The following is a 17,956-nucleotide window of genomic DNA, read 5'->3' as shown; positions in this document are numbered from 1 at the left end:
AGCGGGCAGTCTGCCTGGCGGGTTCCCTCCCATACAGGGAGGAAGCAGGACACGCTTGTGAACGCGTTCACATTCACAAGCATTATGACGCACCACCTCCGGCCGGAATCAGCCGGGGTCCCCTTATCGGCCACTAGCCAAGAAATTCAACAGATTGTTGAATGTGGCCATGCAGATTCGAATCTCCTGGCCCGCGGGCCTGCTCACCGCGACCCTCGACGACACCCCGACCAGCAAGGCGCTGGCCGCGGCCCTGCCGATCTCCGCCTCGGCCCACACCTGGGGCGAGGAGGTCTACTTCGACACCGGGGTCTCCGTGGCCCTGGAGGAGGACGCCCGGCAGGTCGTCGAACCGGGCACGGTCGCCTTCTGGACCGAGGGCGACGCGCTCGCCCTGCCCTACGGCCCCACGCCCATCTCGCGCGGGGGCGAGAGCCGCCTGGCGAGCCCCTGCAACGTGCTCGGCTCGTTCGACGGCGACCCCCGCCTCCTGGCCACCATCCGCGACGGCGACCCCGTCCGCGTGGAACTCGTCTGACGACGGTCCCCGCGCGCACGACGGTGTCGGCCCCGGCTCCCGGGACCGGCCCCGGCTACAGCTCCTTGAAGAACGCCTCCGCGGTCTGGAGGAAGAGGTCGTTCGCCTCGGTCTCACCGATCGTGACCCGCAGGCCCTCGCCCGCGAAGGGCCGGACCACCACACCGGCCTTCTCGCAGGCCGCGGCGAAGTCGGCGGTCCGCTCCCCCAGCCGCATCCACACGAAGTTCGCCTGGGTGTCCGGAACCGTCCAGCCCTGCGCCAGCAGCGTCTCGTGCACCCGGTTGCGCTCGCACACCAGCGTCCCGACCCGGCCCATCAGCTCGTCCTCGGCCCGCAGCGACGCGACCGCCGCGTCCTGGGCGAGCTGGCTGACGCCGAAGGGAACCGCCGTCTTCCGCAGCGCCGCGGCCACCGGCTCGTGCGCCACCGCGAAGCCGACGCGCAGGCCGGCCAGCCCGTACGCCTTGGAGAAGGTCCGCAGCACGGCCACGTTCGGGCGGTCGCGGTAGAGCTCGATGCCGTCCGGAACGTCCGTGTCGCGCACGAACTCCCGGTACGCCTCGTCCAGCACCACCAGGACGTCCGACGGCACCCGGTCCAGGAACCGCTCCAGCTCGGCGCGGCGCACGGCGGTGCCGGTGGGGTTGTTGGGATTGCACACGAAGATCAGACGGGTCCGGTCGGTGATCGCGGCAGCCATCGCGTCGAGGTCGTGGACGTCCCCCTCGGTCAGCGGCACCTGCACCGACTTCGCGCCGGAGATCTGCGTGATGATCGGGTACGCCTCGAAGGACCGCCAGGCGTAGATGACCTCGTCACCCGGGCCCGCCGTCGACTGGATCAGCGACTGGGCCACGCCCACCGAGCCGGTGCCCGTGGCGATGTGCTCGACCGGCACCCCGAAGCGCTCCGCCAGCTCGTTCACGAGGCCCGTGCACGCCATGTCGGGGTAGCGGTTGAACCGGCCGGCCGCCGCGACCGCGGTCTCCAGGACCCCGGGGAGCGGCGGGTACGGGTTCTCGTTCGAGGACAGCTTGAACGCGACGGCCCCGCCCGCGGCCGCGGGCTTGCCCGGCTTGTAGGTGGGGATGCCGTCCAGCTCGGCGCGCAGCTTCGGGCTCTTCTCGCTCACCGCAGGTCCTCCTCGACCGTCCCGTCGACGTCTCCGTCGACTCAATACTGCTCACCTTATGAGGATTCCGCCGATCCGAGAATGGCGGGCGCCAGGAACGCAGGGGGAGCGCGCGCATATATGCGTGCGCCGGTGGCCTGCGCCGTGGCGCGCGTCCCTCGTGCAGGTGAGTTGAGAGCGGCCCGGGACGGCTCCGTTTTGGCATGCTCGTACCCGCCCACAAGCCTCACCCTCAGTTCCGAGCGCCAGAACCCTTCAATTCCAAGGTCATTGGGGGTGGCGAACCATGCAGAATCGTGCCTGTCAACGCGTGCATATGCACCTGAACCACCCTGGCCCCCGAGCCCTACTATCGGCTCGCCATGACAGCAGCAGGGAAGCATCAGGTGAGCCGGACCGAGACCACCCGGCGGGCCGGCGGCCGACAGAGCCGGGCCGGAATCAGGGACGTGGCCGCCGCGGCGGGCGTGTCCATCACAACCGTCTCCGACGCGCTCAATGGCAAGGGGAGGCTGCCGGACGCCACCCGCCGCCACGTCCGCGAAGTCGCCGACCGGCTGGGGTACCGCCCCTCCGCCGCGGCCCGCACCCTCCGTACCGGCAAGTCGGGCCTCATCGGCCTGACCGTGACCACGTACGGGGATGAACCTTTCACCTTCACCGAATTCGCCTACTTCGCCGAGATGGCGCGGGCCGCGACCTCCGCCGCGCTCGCCCGCGGCTACGCCCTCGTCATCCTGCCCGCCACCTCACGACACGACGTCTGGTCCAACGTGGCCCTCGACGGCACCGTCGTCATCGACCCCTCCGACCACGACCCGGTCGTCAGCGAGCTGGTCCGCCAGGGCCTGCCGGTGGTCTCCGACGGCAGGCCGGCGGGCACCCTCCCCGTCACCGCCTGGGTGGACAACGACCACGAGGCCGCCGTACTGGGCCTCCTCGACCACCTCGCCGCCGCGGGCGCCCGCCGCATCGGGCTGCTGACCGGAACCACCACCGACACCTACACCCGGCTCTCCACGACCGCCTACCTCAACTGGTGCGAACGCGTCGGCCAGGACCCCGTCTACGAGTCCTATCCCGCCCACGACCCGTGCGCCGGCGCCGTCGCCGCCGACCGGCTCCTCGCCCGCCCCGACCGGCCGGACGCCGTGTACGGGCTCTTCGACCCCAACGGCACCGACCTGCTCGCCGCCGCCCGGCGCTACGGGCTGCGGGTCCCCGAAGACCTGCTCCTCGTCTGCTGCAGCGAATCCACCGTCTACGCCAACACCGAACCTCCCATCACCACGCTCTCCCTCAAGCCCCGCCGCATCGGAACCGCCGTCGTACAGCTGCTGATCGACGCGATCGAGGGAGTGGACACCGGACGCCCCGTCGAACAGGTCGTGCCCACCGAGCTGATCATCCGCACGTCCTCCCAGCGCAGGACGCCCCGGACGACCGTCAGCCCGCCGCGCACACCGGCCCAGGACTGATCTCCGCACCCTCATACCCGGGGCCGACGGCACCGCCGAGGATTTCAACAACACTGAAATCGGGAGAAAAGGGCAGGAAGGAACGGCTCCGGCCAGGATTCACCACCCCTGGTGCGTCACAGAGCGCGAGCCGCATTCCTATGATGGGCGCACGACATCACGGACCCTCCGCCCAGGAGGTGAGGGGGTCCGCAGGTGTACGGCAGCGCGACGGTGGTGGAGGGGTCGATGACTCAGGGGGCCGGTCAGGGACCCGCGATGCGGACGGACACGCTGCGGGACTTCCGGGTTCCGGTCACCGAACCCGCGCCGTACGCCGTGCCCGCCACGCTGTCCGGCGAGCCCCCCGCGTACGGCGAGTACCCCGCGTACTACGAGGAGAGCGCGCCGCCCGCGCCCCCTCGGCCCGGGTACGCCCCCGACCGGCCCACCGCGGCTCCCCACGCCCGCCCCGGCACGGACACCGTTCCGCAGCAGCGCGCCGCGGGCGACGTCGAGTACGAGGACACCGACGGCGCCGACGACGGCTACACGCCCACGCAGCGCGATCTCCCCGTCATCGGCCGCGGCGCGCCGAGCGGGCCCGGCCACACCGTGCAGGTCCAGTACGTTCCCCAGGAGGCCCCGGGCTCCGGACCCGGCCCCCTCTACGTCGTCGGTGACGTCCACGGCTACCTGGACGAGCTCATCAGCGAACTCCAGGCGCAGAACCTCATCGACGCCGAGTGCCGCTGGTCCGCCGGCAACGCCCGGCTCTGGTTCCTCGGCGACTTCACCGACCGCGGCCCCGACGGCATCGGCGTCATCGACCTCGTCATGCGGCTCTCCGCCGAGGCCGCCGCCGCCGGCGGCTACTGCAAGGCCCTGATGGGCAACCACGAGCTGCTCCTCATCGGGGCCAAGCGCTTCGGCGACACCCCCGTGTCGTCCGGTGCCGGCACCGCCACCTTCCAGGCCGCCTGGCTGCTCAACGGCGGCCAGCGCGCCGACATGGAGCGCCTGGAGGACGTCCACCTCCAGTGGATGTCCCGCCTCGACGCGGCCACCCTGCAGGACGGCCACCTGCTCCTGCACTCCGACACCACCGCGTACCTCGACTACGGCGACTCCATCGAGGACGTCAACGACACCATTCACGAGCTGCTCAACCGCAACGACGCCGACATCACCTGGGACCTCTTCCGCAAGTTCACCAAGCGGTTCGCCTTCCGCGACGAGGAGACCGGTCCCCAGGCCGTACGGGAACTCCTGGCCACCTACGGCGGCGGCCGCGTCGTCCACGGCCACAGCCCCATCCCCTACCTGCTCGGCGAGGTCGGCACCGAGGACGGCGACGACTCCCACGGCCCCGAGGCCGTGGACGGGCCGCACGTGTACGCCGACGGGCTGGCCATCGCCATGGACGGCGGCGTGACGATGGCGGGCAAGCTGCTCGTCGTTCAACTACCTCTGCGCGACTGAGCGTTCTCGGAGCGGGGTATTTCAGCAAAGCCCTTGTCACGGCGTGGCAGGGGCGCTCTACCATCGCTCTATCCGTAGCAGGCTCTCCTCCGTTTACGCCGGATCCCCGGATCTACGCGGGCATACCGGCACGTACGGAGCATCGGGGGATGCACATGACCAGCGCTCCGCACCTGCTCACCGAAGACCGACCGGAGTTCGATCGGCTCCTCGACGAGGCGCTGCGCACCGCGGACCAACGGCCCGAACTCGCCACTCTGGGCGAACGGCTGAACGCCGAACAGTTGCGCACCATGGCCCAGGCCGCCACCACACTGCTGACCGCCGCCGCGGCCGCCGAGTACGACCACTACGTGCACGTGCGGGAGCAACTGCGCGACGCGGTCCTGTCCGCCCCGGTGACGGACGCCGAGGACGGCGCCGAGGACCAGGACGACGGGGCCGGCGTGAGCGCGGTCGTCGGCGTCCTCGCACCGGTGCTGGCGGGCACCGCGATGCTGATCTTCCTGTTGGTGGGGTACGCCCTCAAGATGATCGAGCCCGCCCCGGCCTTCGCCGAGACGATGCTGACGGCGGGCTGGCTCTTCGGCGGACTCACCGTGGCCGCCCTGCTCTTCGCGGTGATCGCGCTGCTCGTGACGGCCCTGCGCAACAGCTCCACGGAGGTGCCGGCGGAGGAGAGCGCGTCGATACCCGACGAGTTGTCCCGCGCGCGGGAGGCCTGGCGCAACGCGCTGCTGGAGCGGGGCATCGTGCCCTTCCTGCGCGACGCCCTGGCCGACCCGACCGCCGGACCGGGGTACCCCGTGCCGCGCACACCGGGCGCCGGGCGCATCCCCAGCCTGGGGTACACCCCGCCGGACTTCACCAGCCCCGGCCCGGCCTCCGGGGGACCCCGCCCCGGCTACAGCCCGCCGGACTTCACCAGCCCGGACTTCGGCGGCACGGATCACGACCCTGAGTGAAGCGTCGGCCCCCGGGGGCCCGTTTCACGTGAAACATTCGCCCGGGTCCGCCGGTTGTCCCGGCTGGGGAGAGGGCTGACCGACGACTCCCCCCGGAATCCCGTCGGTCAGCCCTCCCCCACGGATCAGTCGGCCAGCGGCAGGTAGACCCGGTTGCCCGAGGCCGCGAACTCGGCGGACTTCTCCGCCATGCCCGCTTCGATCTCATCGGCCTTCAGGTCACCGCCGTGCTCTCGGCGGATGTCCTGCGAGATCTTCATCGAACAGAACTTCGGACCGCACATGGAGCAGAAGTGCGCGGTCTTGGCCGGCTCGGCCGGGAGCGTCTCGTCGTGGAACTCACGGGCGGTGTCCGGGTCGAGGGCCAGGTTGAACTGGTCCTCCCAGCGGAACTCGAACCGCGCGTCCGACAGGGCGTCGTCCCACTCCTGGGCGCCCGGGTGGCCCTTGGCCAGGTCCGCCGCGTGCGCGGCGATCTTGTAGGTGATGACCCCGGTCTTCACGTCGTCCCGGTTGGGCAGGCCCAGGTGCTCCTTGGGCGTCACGTAGCAGAGCATCGCGGTGCCCCACCAGGCGATCATCGCGGCGCCGATGCCCGAGGTGATGTGGTCGTAGGCGGGCGCCACGTCCGTGGTCAGCGGGCCGAGCGTGTAGAACGGCGCCTCCTCGCAGATCTCCTGCTGGAGGTCGATGTTCTCCTTGATCTTGTGCATCGGGACGTGGCCCGGGCCCTCGATCATCGTCTGGACGTTGTGCCGCTTGGCGATGGTGTTCAGCTCGCCCAGCGTCTTCAACTCCGCGAACTGCGCGGCGTCGTTGGCGTCCGCGATGGAGCCGGGGCGCAGGCCGTCACCCAGCGAGTAGGTGACGTCGTACGCCGCGAGGATCTCGCAGAGCTCCTCGAAGTTCGTGTAGAGGAAGTTCTCCTTGTGGTGCGCCAGGCACCACGCGGCCATGATCGAGCCGCCGCGGGAGACGATGCCGGTCTTGCGACGGGCGGTCAGCGGCACGTACGGCAGCAGCACGCCGGCGTGGACGGTCATGTAGTCGACGCCCTGCTCGGCCTGCTCGATGACCGTGTCCTTGTAGATCTCCCAGGTCAGGTCCTCGGCCCTGCCGTCGACCTTCTCCAGGGCCTGGTAGAGCGGCACGGTGCCGATCGGGACCGGAGAGTTGCGCAGCACCCACTCGCGGGTGGTGTGGATGTTGCGGCCGGTGGAGAGGTCCATGACCGTGTCGGCGCCCCAGCGGGTCGCCCAGGTCATCTTCTCCACCTCCTCCTCGATCGAGGAGGTGACGGCGGAGTTGCCGATGTTGGCGTTGACCTTCACCAGGAACCTCTTGCCGATGATCATCGGCTCGATCTCCGGGTGGTTCACGTTGGCCGGGAGCACCGCGCGGCCCGCGGCGATCTCCTCACGGACGACCTCGGGGGAGACGTTCTCGCGGATCGCGACGTACTCCATCTCCGGGGTGATCTCGCCCCGGCGGGCGTACGCGAGCTGCGTGACGGCGGCCCCGCCGCGGCCCCGGCGGGGCTGGCGCGGGCGGCCCGGGAAGACCGCGTCGAGGTTCTTGAGACCCCCGCGCGGAGAGGTGTGCTTGATGCCGTCGTCCTCCGGGCGGACGGGGCGCCCCGCGTACTCCTCCGTGTCGCCGCGGCCGATGATCCAGTGCTCGCGCAGCGGCGGCAGACCCCGGCGCACGTCGGTCTCGATCTGCGGGTCGGTGTACGGCCCGGACGTGTCGTAGAGCGTCACGTCCTTGCCGTTGGTGAGGTGGACCTGGCGGACCGGCACCCGGATGTCCGGGCGGGAGCCCGCCAGGTATCCCTTGTGCCAGCCGGGCTGGCGCTCGGTCTGGCCGTCGGCGTTCTGGCTGACGGCAGGCGTGCGTGCGTCCTGAATGGTCATGAGACCTGATCTCCCTACGCCGGCATTACCCGGTAACAGGTTCGGCGGTCGGCGCAGCCTCCTCCCGTACGCATGCTCATGCGCGTACGGTGATCAGCGCCCTCTCAGCCCGGTGCTCCGAGCTCCCGCGTTGTGCAAAGTAGCCCCCACGTTAGCGTCGTGTGTGGCGTGCTGAACAGTGGGCCCCCTCATCTCTTGCGATGATCTGCCGGTGACGTCCTCGCCGCAGCCCCCCCACGAGCCCACCGAGCCCATGGGCCACACCGGCCCCGAGCACGCGTCCCACGGGAGTGCGGGCGCGCCCCCTCAGGGGCACTCCTCCGGCCACGCCCACGGGCACGGACACAGCCACGGCCACGGGCCGGCGGCTCCGGTCTCCAAGCACCTGCGCAAGGTGATCGCCGCCGTACTGATCCCCTTCGCAGCCGCCGTCTTCGTCGGGATGGCCGTGCTCTGGCCCGGCGGCGCCCCCGCGCACGAGCGCACCGGGGTGGGCTTCGACCGGCAGACCCAACAGGGCGAGGTCGTCGCCCTCGCGAAGGTGGACTGCAAATCGGTCAACGCCTCGCAGGTTCCTCCCACGGGCGACACCTCCACCCCCGAGGGGCGCGAGGCGCAGGCCGCCAGGGCCGGCGAGTGCAAGAAGGCCACCATCGAGGTGACCAGCGGACCGGAACGGGGCCGGGCCTTCTTCGAGATCGTCCAGCCCGGTGCGCCGCGGCAGTTGGAAAAGGGCCAGGAGGTGGTGGTGGCGTACGCGCCGGACGCGCCCCGGGACCTCCAGTACTCGGTGATCGACCTCAACCGCAAGCTCCCGATGGCCCTGCTGGCCGGCATCTTCGCCGTCGCGGTGGTCGTGGTGGGCCGGATGCGCGGCCTGTTCGCGCTCATCGCGCTCGTCGTCAGCTTCGGGGTACTGACGCTCTTCATCCTCCCGGCGATCCTGCAGGGCTCGAACCCGCTGCTCGTCGCGGTCATCGGAGCCAGCGCGATCATGCTGATCGCCCTCTACATGTGCCACGGTCTGACGGCCCGGACCTCGGTGGCCGTCCTCGGCACGCTGGTCTCGCTCCTGCTGATCGGCGTGCTGGGCTCGCTGTTCATCGGCTGGGCGTTCCTGAGCGGCAACACGGACGACAACACCGGGCTGATCCACGGGCTCTACCCGAGCATCGACATGAGCGGCCTGCTGCTCGCGGGCGTGATCATCGGATCGCTCGGCGTACTGGACGACGTGACCGTCACTCAGACGTCGGCCGTATGGGAACTCCACCAGGCGGACCCGGCGATGGGCCCGCGCGCCCTGTACCGGGCCGCCATCCGGATCGGACGCGACCACATCGCGTCGGTGGTGAACACCCTCGTACTGGCGTACGCCGGTGCCGCGCTGCCGCTTCTGCTGCTGTTCTCGATCGCCAACAGCAGCATGGGGACGGTGGCCAACAGCGAGCTGGTCGCCGAGGAGATCGTACGGACCCTCGTCGGCTCCATCGGGCTCGTGGCCTCGGTGCCCGTGACCACCGCCCTGGCGGCGCTGGTGGTCTCCGCCGACCGGCCGGGGACCGCGGGCGGCGTGGCCGCGGGACCGGCCGCCGGACCGGCCCGCGGCGGCCGGGGCCGGCGGCGGCGCAAGCGCTGAGGGAACCGAAGGACTCGATGAGGCGGCGCCGTTGCGGCTCCGCCCCTCAGCCGGCCTTGCGCTCGTCCTGCTGCGACTCGGAGAGGATCTTTCCGAGCGCCTGGTCGAGGCTCTCCTCGAAATCACCCAGACTGCGCTCCTGACCGAGCGGCACGAGCCGGTCGGTCCGGTCGAGGAAGGCGACGAGCGGCCCCGCGCCCGCGCGGAAGAGGGCCCGGTCCCCGCCGACCTGGAGACGGATGTGGACGTCGGACAGTTCGTCCGGGTCGGTGGGCGCGATGTGCACGTCACCGTCACCGCTCGGCTTGTTGATGCCGTCGAGCAGCAGTTCCCGGCCGAACGCCCAGGTCACGGGCGCGTCTCCGGGAAGGTGGAAGGTGAGGCGGACCGCGTAGGGGTCACGGGCGTCGTACCGCAGCTCCACCGGGATCCGGAACGCGAGCTCCTCGGAAACGAGGAAGCTCATCATGACCTCTGCCTGTACCGAATCGCGCATTGCCTACCCCTGTAGTGGAAGTGGCCAGGAATGATCCCCCAGGGCCTCTTGACAAGAGTGGTGGAAGCGGCGCCAGATCACAAGGAGTGAGTTTTCAGATACTGATAGAGAAGGAGAGGGTGCTCAACAGCGCGCCTACTTCACTCCGTAGTCGTTCGACAGCAGAGAGCAACCGATCTTCCTGGTGCAAGGGGAGAGAAATGGCCACGGTCGCGGCGATGTCGCCGACGGTGATCGGGATGGCCGCGCAGACGGTGCCCAGGGCGTACTCCTGACGCTCGATCACGGCTTGCGTGCGTTCCCGGGATCCGATCCGCTGCTCCAGGGCGTGCGCGTCGCGCACGGTGTAGGGCGTGACGCTCTCGACCGGGTGCCGCTCGTAGTAGTCCTTGCGCGTCTTCTCGTCGAGCTGGCCCAGCAGGCACTGGCCGATGGCGTGGGCGTGGCCGGTCGCGCGGACGTCGGCCCATTCCTCGCAGACGGGGTGGGCGGGCGTGTCCGAGACACCCACGATCTCGATCTCACCCTCGCGGAACACCGCGAAGTAGACGGGAGCCCCGACCGTGTCGCGGAAGTGGGCGAGCGAGTCGAGGATCATGCTGCGACGTTTCTGCTGGAGCCCGCCGCCCGCCAGCCGGCCGGCCGCGTCACCGAGCACGAACACCCCGCGCTGCCGGCGAAGATAGCCCTCGTGCGTCAGCGTGCGCAGCAGGTGGTACGCGGTGGGGAGCGGGAGCCCGGCCTCGCGCGCCAGCTGTTTCGCCGGAGCTCCCCCGCTATGCGACCCCGCCGCTTCCAGCAGCCGCAACGCCCGCTGCACCGAACCGATCAGGGTCGGCACACCGGGATTGTGAACGGAAGACAAAGCTCACCCCCAGGCGTGGCGGCGGGCCTCGGGGTGGCCCGCCCTGCGGGGGCCGCCCCCGCGTGTGCCGCGGCTCCTGGGGGTCGTGCTCAGCAGTTGCCCCGACGCGACCGCCCGTTCCGAGCGGAGGTATCGGCGCCCAGGGAACGGCACAGATTGCCACTGTATCCACCGGTTCCCGGCGTGTGGGCGGTGTGGCCGGTCCCGTTCCCCCGCCTGGGTTAATCCCCTTACCCGTTGGGGGTGGCGGACGGGCCCGGTGCTACCAGTCGCCCGAGGAGGCCTTCGAACCGGTGCCGGTGAACTTCTTCACCACGAACACCAGGCCGCCGACGAGGGCGACGAAGAGCAGCAGCTTGAAGGCGAACGAGATCAGCGTGCCGAGGATGGAGGTGATCACTCCGCCGAAGACGAAGAGCGCCAGCAGCGGAACGGCGACCCACTTCACCCACCAGGGCATACCCGCGAACATCGCTCGGATCCCGTCCATGTTCCTACCTCTTCCTCGTCCGTTGCTTTCCTCGCTCTCGATGCTAGGAGCCGGCCGCGCCGCGCAGGGGGCCCCGAGCCCCCGGAACCCCCTGACCCGCCCCTTAGGGGGATCGGGGACACGACCCTCAGGCCGGCGGCCGCCGGCGTGTGCTCAGCCCTCCGGCGGGGCGAAGACCACCATCACCTTCAGGGGCTCGGTGATGTGGTGGAACTTGTGCGGTACCCCCGCGGGGACGTAGACCACGCTGCCGTTCGCCACCACCGTCGTCTCCTCCCCGACCGTGATGGAAGCCCTGCCGCTCACCACGAAGTACACCTCGTCCTGACGGTGCGGCTGCTGCGGGTCGCTCTGTCCGGCATCGAGCGCGTACAGCCCGACCGACATGTTCCGTTCCCTCAGGAACTGCAGATAGGCGCCGTCGTTGGCGACCCGCTCCGCCTCGAGCTCGTCCAGCCGGAAGGCCTTCATCTTTCGCTTGCCCCTTGCTCTTGCCCGGTGGTGCCCGGGGATCCGCCGATCTGCCGATGCCCGGCCCGGATCTTCTCTGCCACGATCAGACACATGACGAATTTCGTAGTCAAGACGCTCGCCAACGCGGCGGCCCTGGCCGTCGCCATCTGGCTGGTCCCCTGGATCACGCTCGACGACGGCAGCAGCCTGGGCCGCCGCGCGCTGACGCTGATCCTGGTCGCGCTGGTCTTCGGACTGGTCAACCTCATCGTCAAGCCGGTGGTGAAGCTGCTCTCGTTCCCGCTGTTCATCCTCACGCTCGGCCTGTTCACCCTGGTCGTGAACGCCCTGATGCTGCTGCTCACCTCCTGGCTGGCCGAGCAGTTCGACCTCAGCTTCCACGTGGACGGCTTCTGGGCCGCCGTACTCGGCGCGCTGATCATCTCCGTCGTCTCCTGGGCCGTGAACCTGGCCCTGCCCGACAAGCACTGAGCGGGCCCGCGAGCACCGGTCCGCCGGCCGACGTACGCACCGCCGTGAAGGAGCACACCCCGTGACAGAGCACACCCCCGGCCGGACCGCCGGACCGCCGGCCGGGTCCGGCCCGTTCGGTGACGGCACGCGCGCCGTGCGCGCCGGGCTGCCGGAGCCCGTCAAGAACGAGCCGCCGCTGCCCGGACCGGTGTTCGCCGCCCACTTCCACCTCCCGGGCGAGGTCTCGGGCCCGTACACCTACGGCCGCGACACGAACCCCACCTGGACCCTGCTGGAACGGGCCATCGGGGAACTGGAGGCACCGGACGGGGAAGGGGCGGAGACCGTCGTCTTCGCCTCCGGAATGGCGGCCGTCTCCGCCGTCCTGCTCTCACAGGCCCGCACCGGCGACACCGTCGTCCTGCCCTCCGACGGCTATCAGGCGCTGCCCCTGGTCCGCGAACAGCTCGAGGCGTACGGAGTCCGCGTCCGCACCGCGCCGACCGGCCAGGACGCGCAGCTCGCCGCCCTCGACGGGGCCCGGCTGCTGTGGATCGAGACCCCGTCCAACCCGGGTCTCGACGTGTGCGACGTACGCCGCCTCGCGGGGGCCGCGCACACGGCGGGCGCCCTCGTCGCCGTCGACAACACCCTGGCGACCCCGCTCGGACAGCGGCCCCTGGAACTGGGGGCGGACTTCTCCGTCGCCAGCGGCACCAAGGGACTCACCGGCCACGGGGACCTGCTGCTCGGCTACGTCGTCTGCCGCGACCCGGAACTGGCCGCGGGCGTCCGCCGCTGGCGCAAGATCGTCGGCGCGATCCCCGGGCCCATGGAGGCCTGGCTGGCCCACCGCTCCCTGTCCACCCTCCAGCTGCGCGCCGAACGGCAGTGGGGCAACGCGCTGGCGGTGGCCGAGGTGCTGGCCGGCCGGCCCGAGGTGACCGGGGTCCGCTATCCGGGGCTCGCCTCAGACCCCTCCCACGAGACGGCTTCCCGGCAGATGCGGGGATTCGGCTCGGTGGTCTCGTTCGTCCTCCCGGACCGCGCCCACGCCGAGCGCTTCATGACCGCTCTGCACCTGGTGGAGGACGCCACGAGCTTCGGCGGAGTCCGGTCCACCGCGGAACGGCGCGGACGCTGGGGCGGCGACGCCGTGCCGGAGGGCTTCATCCGTTTCTCCGCCGGGGCCGAGGAGGCCGAGGACCTGGTCGCGGACGTGCGCCGGGCCCTCGACTCGGCGGCCGCCGGGGCCTGAGCGGCGGAGGAAGAAGGCAAGCGGTCCGAGCCTCCCCCCTGGTGGCTCGGACCGCGCCGGGTTCCCCGCGAGAAGAACCACGCTGACAAGGCTAGTTGACTCAGCGTCAGAGTCCAATCACGGTAACGACAGGGGCCTATCGGCATATTTATAGTTGAAGGCCCCCACCGAGAGGGGCCGCCATGGACCTGGCCCTGCTGCGTACCTTCGTCGCCGTGCACCGGGCCGGCTCGTTCACCCGGGCCGCCACGCTGCTCGGGCTGTCACAGCCCGCCGTCACCTCGCAGATCCGCACCCTGGAACGGCAGCTCGGCCGGCCCCTGTTCCACCGGCGCGCCCGGGGCGTCACCCCAACGGCCGTCGGCGACGAGCTGGCCCACAAGGCCGCCCCACACCTCGACGCGCTGCTCCGGATCGCCGAGACCGAGCGGGAGGCCGCCGGGACCCTGCGGACCCTGCACCTCGCCGGGCCCCCGGAGTTCCTCTGCCTGCGCGTGCTGCCCGCGCTCGCGCCCCTGGTCGGTCAGGGGCAGACCCTGCGCACCGCCCTCGTGCCCGGCGCCGAGGAGAACCTCGCCGGACTGGCCGCCGGGCAGCACGACCTGGTCGTCACCACCTCCCGTCCGCGTGGCGGCCCCTTCACCGCGGGCGCCCTCTGCGACGAGGAACAGGTGCTGGTGGCCGCGCCCTACTGGGCCGCCCTGGCCGACCCCGCCGCCCTGAACACGTCGGGCCCCGCGGCGCTCGACGGGATCCCGGTCGTCGAGGTCCACGAGAGCCTGCCGCTGGTCACCCGCTACTGGTCCACCGTCTTCGACTCCGTGCCCGACACCGCCGCCACGGTGGTGGTCCCCGACCTGCGGGCCGTCCTGGAATGCGTCCTGGCCGGCGCCGGGCTCGCCGTCCTGCCCCGCTACCTGTGCCAGGACGCCCTCGACCGCGGTGAGGTCGTCTCCCTGCTGGATCCAGCCGTCCCGCCGCTGCGCACGTGGTTCCTCGTCGTCCGGACGGGCAGCCTGGCGCTCGCCCACCTGGCCCGGGCCCACGACCGGCTGCTGCGCGCCGCCGCGCACTGGTGAGCCGACCGTTTCCGGCCGCCGACGCGTTTCAGACGGGCGGGCGCGGGCCACTCTTCTCCCATGACCGAACGTCCCGTGGTCAAACGCACCGCCCGCGCGATCCTGCTCGACGGTGACGACCTGATCCTCATCAAGCGCACCAAGCCAGGCGTCGACCCGTACTGGCTCACTCCGGGCGGTGGCGTGGAGGCCTCGGACCACACCGTCGTCGACGCCCTCCACCGAGAAATCCACGAAGAACTCGGCGCCAAGATCACCGATGTGGTGCCGTGCTTCGTCGACACCGTCGAGCACATCACCGACGGGGGAGTGACCGGGGTGAAGGTGCAGCACTTCTTCGTCTGCCGTCTCGAATCGATGGACCCCGGCCAGCGGCACGGCCCGGAGGTCGACGACCCCCAGGGCGAGTACGAGATCGTCCGCGTGCCCTTCAGCCGGGTCGGCATCGCCGCCGTCCACCTGGTTCCACTCTCACTGCGCCACTACCTCGACGGCAACATCGAGGGGGTCCGCGCCATGCACGCCCCCGACCTGGGCTGACGGGACCGGGGGCGGGCGGCTCCGTACCGCTTCAGCCGGCCACGCCCGCCAGCTCCTCGAGGGCGTCGTAGCGGATGCGCTCTCCGGGGATCCCGATCCGCTTGAGGGCGTCCACACCGTTGCGGATCATCGCGGGCGGTCCCGAGATGAAGGCGTCGTACGAGCTCCAGGGCCCGTTCTCACCGACCGCCTGCGGCAGCTGCCCGGCCAGCCCTTCGCCGACCACCGGCCGCACCGACAGCCACGGGTGCGAGCGCTGCAACCCGAGCAGGGTGTCCTTGTCATAGAGGTCGTGATCGCTGCGCGCCCCGAAGAAGACCTCCATCGGGCGCCGCTCACCGTGCTCGGCGACGTCCTCGATCAGCGCCTTGATCGGGGCGATGCCCGTACCGCCGCCCAGGCACAGCATGCCGTTGTCGGTGCTGTGGTCCACCACCATCGAACCGGCCGGCGGGCCCAGCCGCAGGACGTCGCCCGGCCGGGCGCGCCGTACCAGGGCGTTGGACACCCAGCCCGCCGGGACGGCCTTCACGTGGAAGGACAGCAGCCCGTCCGCGCGGGGCGCCGAGGCGAAGGAGTAGTGCCGCCAGACCCGGGGCCACCACGGGGTCTCCAGGCTGGTGTACTGGCCGGCGAGGAAGGGGTACGGCTGGTCGGGGCGGACCGTCAGCACGGCGATGTCCGAGGTGCGCAGGTCGTGCGCGACCACCTCGGCGTGCCACCAGGCCGGAGCCCTGGCCTCGTCCTCCGCCGCCGCGTCGATCATCGTCTGCGAGATGGTGGTGTACGCGCGCACCCAGGCCGCCTCGGCCTCCGGCCCCCAGGTGAGCTCCGCGTACCGGGCCAGCGCGCCGATCAACGCCTCTCCCACCACCGGGTAGTGGGAGGGGACGGTGCCGTACTTGCGGTGGCCGGCGCCGAGCCGGTGCAGGTACGGAGCCAGTACGGCCGGGTCGTCGATGTGCTCGGCGGCGGTCAGCAGGGCCTTCAGCAGCCGGTCGCGCTGGACGTCCATGGCCGGGGGGAACAACTCCCGGACCTCGGGGTGGCTCGTGAAGACCAGCGCGTAGAAGTACGAGGTCACCTTGTCGGCGACGGGTGCGATCTCGGCCAGGGTACGGCGGATGAGAACCGCGTCCGGGGAGGGCTCCATCGCACCGCCCCCGGAGGGTATCCAGCCCGTCGGTCTGGCCGATCTGGTGGGCGGAGCGTCCATGCGGTGCCTCGCTTCGAACTTCTCGGTCGGGTCTCACGCGCCACGGCCTCGAATCCGTGGTTCCGGGTTCACAGCGTGCCAGCCGGCCGCGAGCGCGGCGGGGGGAATGGAAAAAACGGTGCTTCGAACCCCCTTTTCCCCTTAAGATGCCTCGACTTCGGGGCGTGCCGCGCCCAGGAGCTGGTATGCCTCCCGCAGGTCACGGCCCTCGTAGACATGGGTGGCCCGCTCCGCCAGGTACGGGCGCGCGTTCACCGCGACCGAGCGCGGCACCACCTCGAAGAGCACCGCGTCCGTCATGGAGTCCCCGTAGGCGACACAGTCCGTACGGCCCACCCCGAACCGCGCGCAGAGCTGGTCCGCGATCTCCACCTTGCGCTCGGGCGTCAGGATCCCGGCCACGTCGACGGGCCGGGTGAAGGGCACCTCGGGGAAGACCGAGCCGTGCGCGGCGTGCGCGCCCCACTCCAGCAGCAGCTCCACGAAGAACGAGGGGGACAGCGAGATCACCGCGCAGTAGTCACCGCGGCCCCTGATCTCCGTCCAGACCTCCTGGATCCCCGCCAGCCACGGTGCTCCGTCGAAGGCCACCCGGACGTGCGCCGGCGTCAGTTCCGCCCACAGCTCCCGGGCCGCCACCGAGAACTCGTGCGGGCCGATCTTCCGCGCGCTGAAGGCGCGCTCCAGCGCGGCGATCTCGGTGTCCACCCCGAGCTGCCGGGAGATCTCCACCGGCGCGGCCGAGCCGTACATCAGGGTCCCGTCCAGATCGAACAGGTGCAGCGACGTCATAACCGCCGAGGCTAGCGGCTCCGTTCCGCCAGGGGCACTCCCCTGGCAGCGGCCGGGGGAAAGGGCGTGGCCCGAGGCACGACCGACGTGGTGGCGCCGCCATGTTTCACGTGAAACAGGCGAAGGGCGACACGAGCGGAGACGGCAACACCCGTGCGGGACGCGGGCCCTGTGCGGAACGAGCCGGTGTTTCACGTGAAACATCGGCTGACGGATCCCCGAATTCCCTGGACTCCTCCCAAGCACGTGATCCACTCTGGGCCGGTGACACCACCACAGCTCATCGACCTGCCGATCCGCGCACTGACCATGACAGACCTCCGGCACTGCGCCGATCTGTCCGAGGACCGCGGCTGGCCGCGCGAGGACCACAAGTGGGGGCTGCTCCTCACCGCCGGCGACGGCTACGGCATCGACGCACCCGACGGTCAGGGGCTCGCCGCCGCCTGTGTCGTCACCCAGTACGGCGAAACCGTCGAGAAGCCCGAACTCGCCGCCATCGGGATGGTCCTCGTCGCCGACCGCTACGCCCGCAAGGGTCTGGGCCGGCGCCTCATGAAGCACGTGTGCGACGGCCTGCTCGCCGGTATCCCGCTCACCCTGCACTCCACCCCCTACGGACGCCCGCTCTACGAGGAACTCGGCTTCGTCGCCACGGGTCGCGCGGAGATGCTCCGGGGCGCCTTCCGTCCCGAACAGGACTGTCCGGCTGACGGCCCTGCCGGTGTCCACGTCCGGCCGGCAGCCGCCGAGGACCTCCAGGGAATCATCCGGCTGGACACGGAGATCTTCGGGACCGACCGGACCCACCTCATCACGCGACTGCCGGCATTCAGCGACAGGCTGCTCGTCGCCGAGGACCCCTCCGGTGCCCTCATCGGCTACGCCGCGATCTGGCCCAACATGGACACCCATGTCGTCGGCCCCCTGATCGCCCGCGACACCGCCGTCGCCCAGGCCCTGGTCGGCGCATTGGCCGCGGGCACCGAACGGGACCTGCGCACCGATGTGGACGTGCGCCACGAAGAACTCCTCGCGTGGCTCAAGGCACGCGGCCTCGAGTCCGTGGCCTTCAACGCCGTCATGACCCGGAACCTCCCCAGCCTGCCCGGCGACTGGTCCCGCCGCTGGGCTCCCCTCACGGTCGCCGCCAGCTGAGACGAG

Annotated in this window: 18 protein-coding genes; 10 read left to right on the top strand and 8 right to left on the bottom strand. The window is 70.9% G+C overall.

Annotated elements, in window-relative coordinates; genetic code table 11:
* Window positions 1–169: 169 nt before the first annotated feature.
* A complete protein-coding gene (locus ACZ514_RS12130; RefSeq protein ID WP_468164112.1) occupies window positions 170–538 on the top strand; it encodes a cyclophilin-like fold protein in 369 nt (122 codons plus the stop codon).
* A 55-nt stretch (window positions 539–593) separates the two neighbouring features.
* Here the strand turns inward: ACZ514_RS12130 and hisC are convergent, their stop codons facing one another.
* Entirely contained in the window at window positions 594–1,673 is a 1,080-nt protein-coding gene (hisC, locus tag ACZ514_RS12125; protein ID WP_468164110.1) for a histidinol-phosphate transaminase, read from the bottom strand.
* A 362-nt stretch (window positions 1,674–2,035) separates the two neighbouring features.
* On the opposite strand from hisC, the gene ACZ514_RS12120 reads away from it, so the two are divergent.
* The 3 genes from ACZ514_RS12120 to ACZ514_RS12110 all read left to right on the top strand — a co-directional run bounded on the left by ACZ514_RS12120 (window position 2,036) and on the right by ACZ514_RS12110 (window position 5,577).
* Window positions 2,036–3,151 carry a LacI family DNA-binding transcriptional regulator gene (locus tag ACZ514_RS12120; protein ID WP_468164108.1) on the top strand — a complete coding sequence of 372 codons (1,116 nt, stop codon included), beginning with the start codon at window positions 2,036–2,038 and terminating at the stop codon, window positions 3,149–3,151.
* 213 nt (window positions 3,152–3,364) lie between these two features.
* Window positions 3,365–4,612, top strand: coding sequence for a metallophosphoesterase (locus ACZ514_RS12115; protein ID WP_468164365.1), 1,248 nt, complete (start codon window positions 3,365–3,367; stop codon window positions 4,610–4,612).
* Between the two features lie 149 nt (window positions 4,613–4,761).
* A complete protein-coding gene (locus tag ACZ514_RS12110; RefSeq protein WP_468164106.1) occupies window positions 4,762–5,577 on the top strand; it encodes a hypothetical protein in 816 nt (271 codons plus the stop codon).
* A gap of 125 nt (window positions 5,578–5,702) precedes the next feature.
* Here the strand turns inward: ACZ514_RS12110 and thiC are convergent, their stop codons facing one another.
* Window positions 5,703–7,490 (bottom strand): phosphomethylpyrimidine synthase ThiC, encoded by a 1,788-nt coding sequence (gene thiC, locus ACZ514_RS12105; protein WP_468164104.1) that lies wholly within the window; start codon window positions 7,488–7,490, stop codon window positions 5,703–5,705.
* A gap of 253 nt (window positions 7,491–7,743) precedes the next feature.
* On the opposite strand from thiC, the gene ACZ514_RS12100 reads away from it, so the two are divergent.
* Window positions 7,744–9,129 carry a YibE/F family protein gene (locus tag ACZ514_RS12100; RefSeq protein ID WP_469124696.1) on the top strand — a complete coding sequence of 462 codons (1,386 nt, stop codon included), beginning with the start codon at window positions 7,744–7,746 and terminating at the stop codon, window positions 9,127–9,129.
* 46 nt (window positions 9,130–9,175) lie between these two features.
* Here ACZ514_RS12100 and ACZ514_RS12095 read toward each other — a convergent pair whose 3' ends face one another.
* The 4 genes from ACZ514_RS12095 to ACZ514_RS12080 form a co-directional block, all read right to left on the bottom strand.
* Window positions 9,176–9,625, bottom strand: a complete 450-nt coding sequence (locus tag ACZ514_RS12095; RefSeq protein ID WP_468164101.1) for an SsgA family sporulation/cell division regulator — start codon at window positions 9,623–9,625, stop codon at window positions 9,176–9,178.
* A gap of 94 nt (window positions 9,626–9,719) precedes the next feature.
* Window positions 9,720–10,466 carry an IclR family transcriptional regulator gene (locus ACZ514_RS12090; protein ID WP_469124640.1) on the bottom strand — a complete coding sequence of 249 codons (747 nt, stop codon included), beginning with the start codon at window positions 10,464–10,466 and terminating at the stop codon, window positions 9,720–9,722.
* 286 nt (window positions 10,467–10,752) lie between these two features.
* Window positions 10,753–10,980, bottom strand: a complete 228-nt coding sequence (locus tag ACZ514_RS12085) for a DUF5326 family protein (RefSeq protein ID WP_468164096.1) — start codon at window positions 10,978–10,980, stop codon at window positions 10,753–10,755.
* Between the two features lie 153 nt (window positions 10,981–11,133).
* Window positions 11,134–11,451 carry a cupin domain-containing protein gene (locus ACZ514_RS12080; protein WP_468164094.1) on the bottom strand — a complete coding sequence of 106 codons (318 nt, stop codon included), beginning with the start codon at window positions 11,449–11,451 and terminating at the stop codon, window positions 11,134–11,136.
* Window positions 11,452–11,544: 93 nt separating this feature from the next.
* On the opposite strand from ACZ514_RS12080, the gene ACZ514_RS12075 reads away from it, so the two are divergent.
* The 4 genes from ACZ514_RS12075 to ACZ514_RS12060 all read left to right on the top strand — a co-directional run bounded on the left by ACZ514_RS12075 (window position 11,545) and on the right by ACZ514_RS12060 (window position 14,784).
* Window positions 11,545–11,925, top strand: coding sequence for a phage holin family protein (locus ACZ514_RS12075; protein WP_468164092.1), 381 nt, complete (start codon window positions 11,545–11,547; stop codon window positions 11,923–11,925).
* Window positions 11,926–11,986: 61 nt separating this feature from the next.
* Entirely contained in the window at window positions 11,987–13,165 is a 1,179-nt protein-coding gene (locus ACZ514_RS12070; protein ID WP_469124639.1) for a cystathionine gamma-lyase, read from the top strand.
* A gap of 182 nt (window positions 13,166–13,347) precedes the next feature.
* Window positions 13,348–14,244, top strand: a complete 897-nt coding sequence (locus tag ACZ514_RS12065) for a LysR family transcriptional regulator (RefSeq protein WP_468164088.1) — start codon at window positions 13,348–13,350, stop codon at window positions 14,242–14,244.
* Between the two features lie 60 nt (window positions 14,245–14,304).
* Window positions 14,305–14,784: an NUDIX domain-containing protein gene (locus ACZ514_RS12060; protein WP_468164086.1), complete on the top strand. Its 480-nt coding sequence runs from the start codon at window positions 14,305–14,307 to the stop codon at window positions 14,782–14,784.
* A 31-nt stretch (window positions 14,785–14,815) separates the two neighbouring features.
* Here the strand turns inward: ACZ514_RS12060 and ACZ514_RS12055 are convergent, their stop codons facing one another.
* The gene (locus ACZ514_RS12055) at window positions 14,816–15,937 is read right to left on the bottom strand and encodes a globin domain-containing protein (RefSeq protein WP_468164084.1); all 1,122 of its coding nucleotides are present in this window, start codon (window positions 15,935–15,937) and stop codon (window positions 14,816–14,818) included.
* A gap of 204 nt (window positions 15,938–16,141) precedes the next feature.
* The gene (locus ACZ514_RS12050) at window positions 16,142–16,792 is read right to left on the bottom strand and encodes an HAD family hydrolase (protein WP_469124638.1); all 651 of its coding nucleotides are present in this window, start codon (window positions 16,790–16,792) and stop codon (window positions 16,142–16,144) included.
* A gap of 264 nt (window positions 16,793–17,056) precedes the next feature.
* Between ACZ514_RS12050 and ACZ514_RS12045 the strand changes: the two genes are divergently transcribed.
* Window positions 17,057–17,950, top strand: a complete 894-nt coding sequence (locus ACZ514_RS12045) for a GNAT family N-acetyltransferase (protein ID WP_469124637.1) — start codon at window positions 17,057–17,059, stop codon at window positions 17,948–17,950.
* Window positions 17,951–17,956: the final 6 nt, after the last annotated feature.

It is taken from the genome of Streptomyces sp. NPDC034086 (assembly GCF_055575515.1).
This window is presented reverse-complemented; position numbering and strand designations above follow the sequence as displayed.

What these genes read in the sequence shown, in the direction of transcription:
- ACZ514_RS12085 (WP_468164096.1), bottom strand. Translation starts at nt 10,980, where the DNA reads ATGGACGGGATCCGAGCGATGTTCGCGGGTATGCCCTGGTGGGTGAAG.
- ACZ514_RS12130 (WP_468164112.1), top strand. Translation starts at nt 170, where the DNA reads ATGCAGATTCGAATCTCCTGGCCCGCGGGCCTGCTCACCGCGACCCTC.
- thiC (WP_468164104.1), bottom strand. Translation starts at nt 7,490, where the DNA reads ATGACCATTCAGGACGCACGCACGCCTGCCGTCAGCCAGAACGCCGAC.
- ACZ514_RS12080 (WP_468164094.1), bottom strand. Translation starts at nt 11,451, where the DNA reads ATGAAGGCCTTCCGGCTGGACGAGCTCGAGGCGGAGCGGGTCGCCAAC.
- ACZ514_RS12055 (WP_468164084.1), bottom strand. Translation starts at nt 15,937, where the DNA reads ATGGAGCCCTCCCCGGACGCGGTTCTCATCCGCCGTACCCTGGCCGAG.
- ACZ514_RS12075 (WP_468164092.1), top strand. Translation starts at nt 11,545, where the DNA reads ATGACGAATTTCGTAGTCAAGACGCTCGCCAACGCGGCGGCCCTGGCC.
- ACZ514_RS12110 (WP_468164106.1), top strand. Translation starts at nt 4,762, where the DNA reads ATGCACATGACCAGCGCTCCGCACCTGCTCACCGAAGACCGACCGGAG.
- ACZ514_RS12100 (WP_469124696.1), top strand. Translation starts at nt 7,744, where the DNA reads ATGGGCCACACCGGCCCCGAGCACGCGTCCCACGGGAGTGCGGGCGCG.
- ACZ514_RS12120 (WP_468164108.1), top strand. Translation starts at nt 2,036, where the DNA reads ATGACAGCAGCAGGGAAGCATCAGGTGAGCCGGACCGAGACCACCCGG.
- ACZ514_RS12060 (WP_468164086.1), top strand. Translation starts at nt 14,305, where the DNA reads ATGACCGAACGTCCCGTGGTCAAACGCACCGCCCGCGCGATCCTGCTC.
- ACZ514_RS12050 (WP_469124638.1), bottom strand. Translation starts at nt 16,792, where the DNA reads ATGACGTCGCTGCACCTGTTCGATCTGGACGGGACCCTGATGTACGGC.
- ACZ514_RS12065 (WP_468164088.1), top strand. Translation starts at nt 13,348, where the DNA reads ATGGACCTGGCCCTGCTGCGTACCTTCGTCGCCGTGCACCGGGCCGGC.
- ACZ514_RS12095 (WP_468164101.1), bottom strand. Translation starts at nt 9,625, where the DNA reads ATGCGCGATTCGGTACAGGCAGAGGTCATGATGAGCTTCCTCGTTTCC.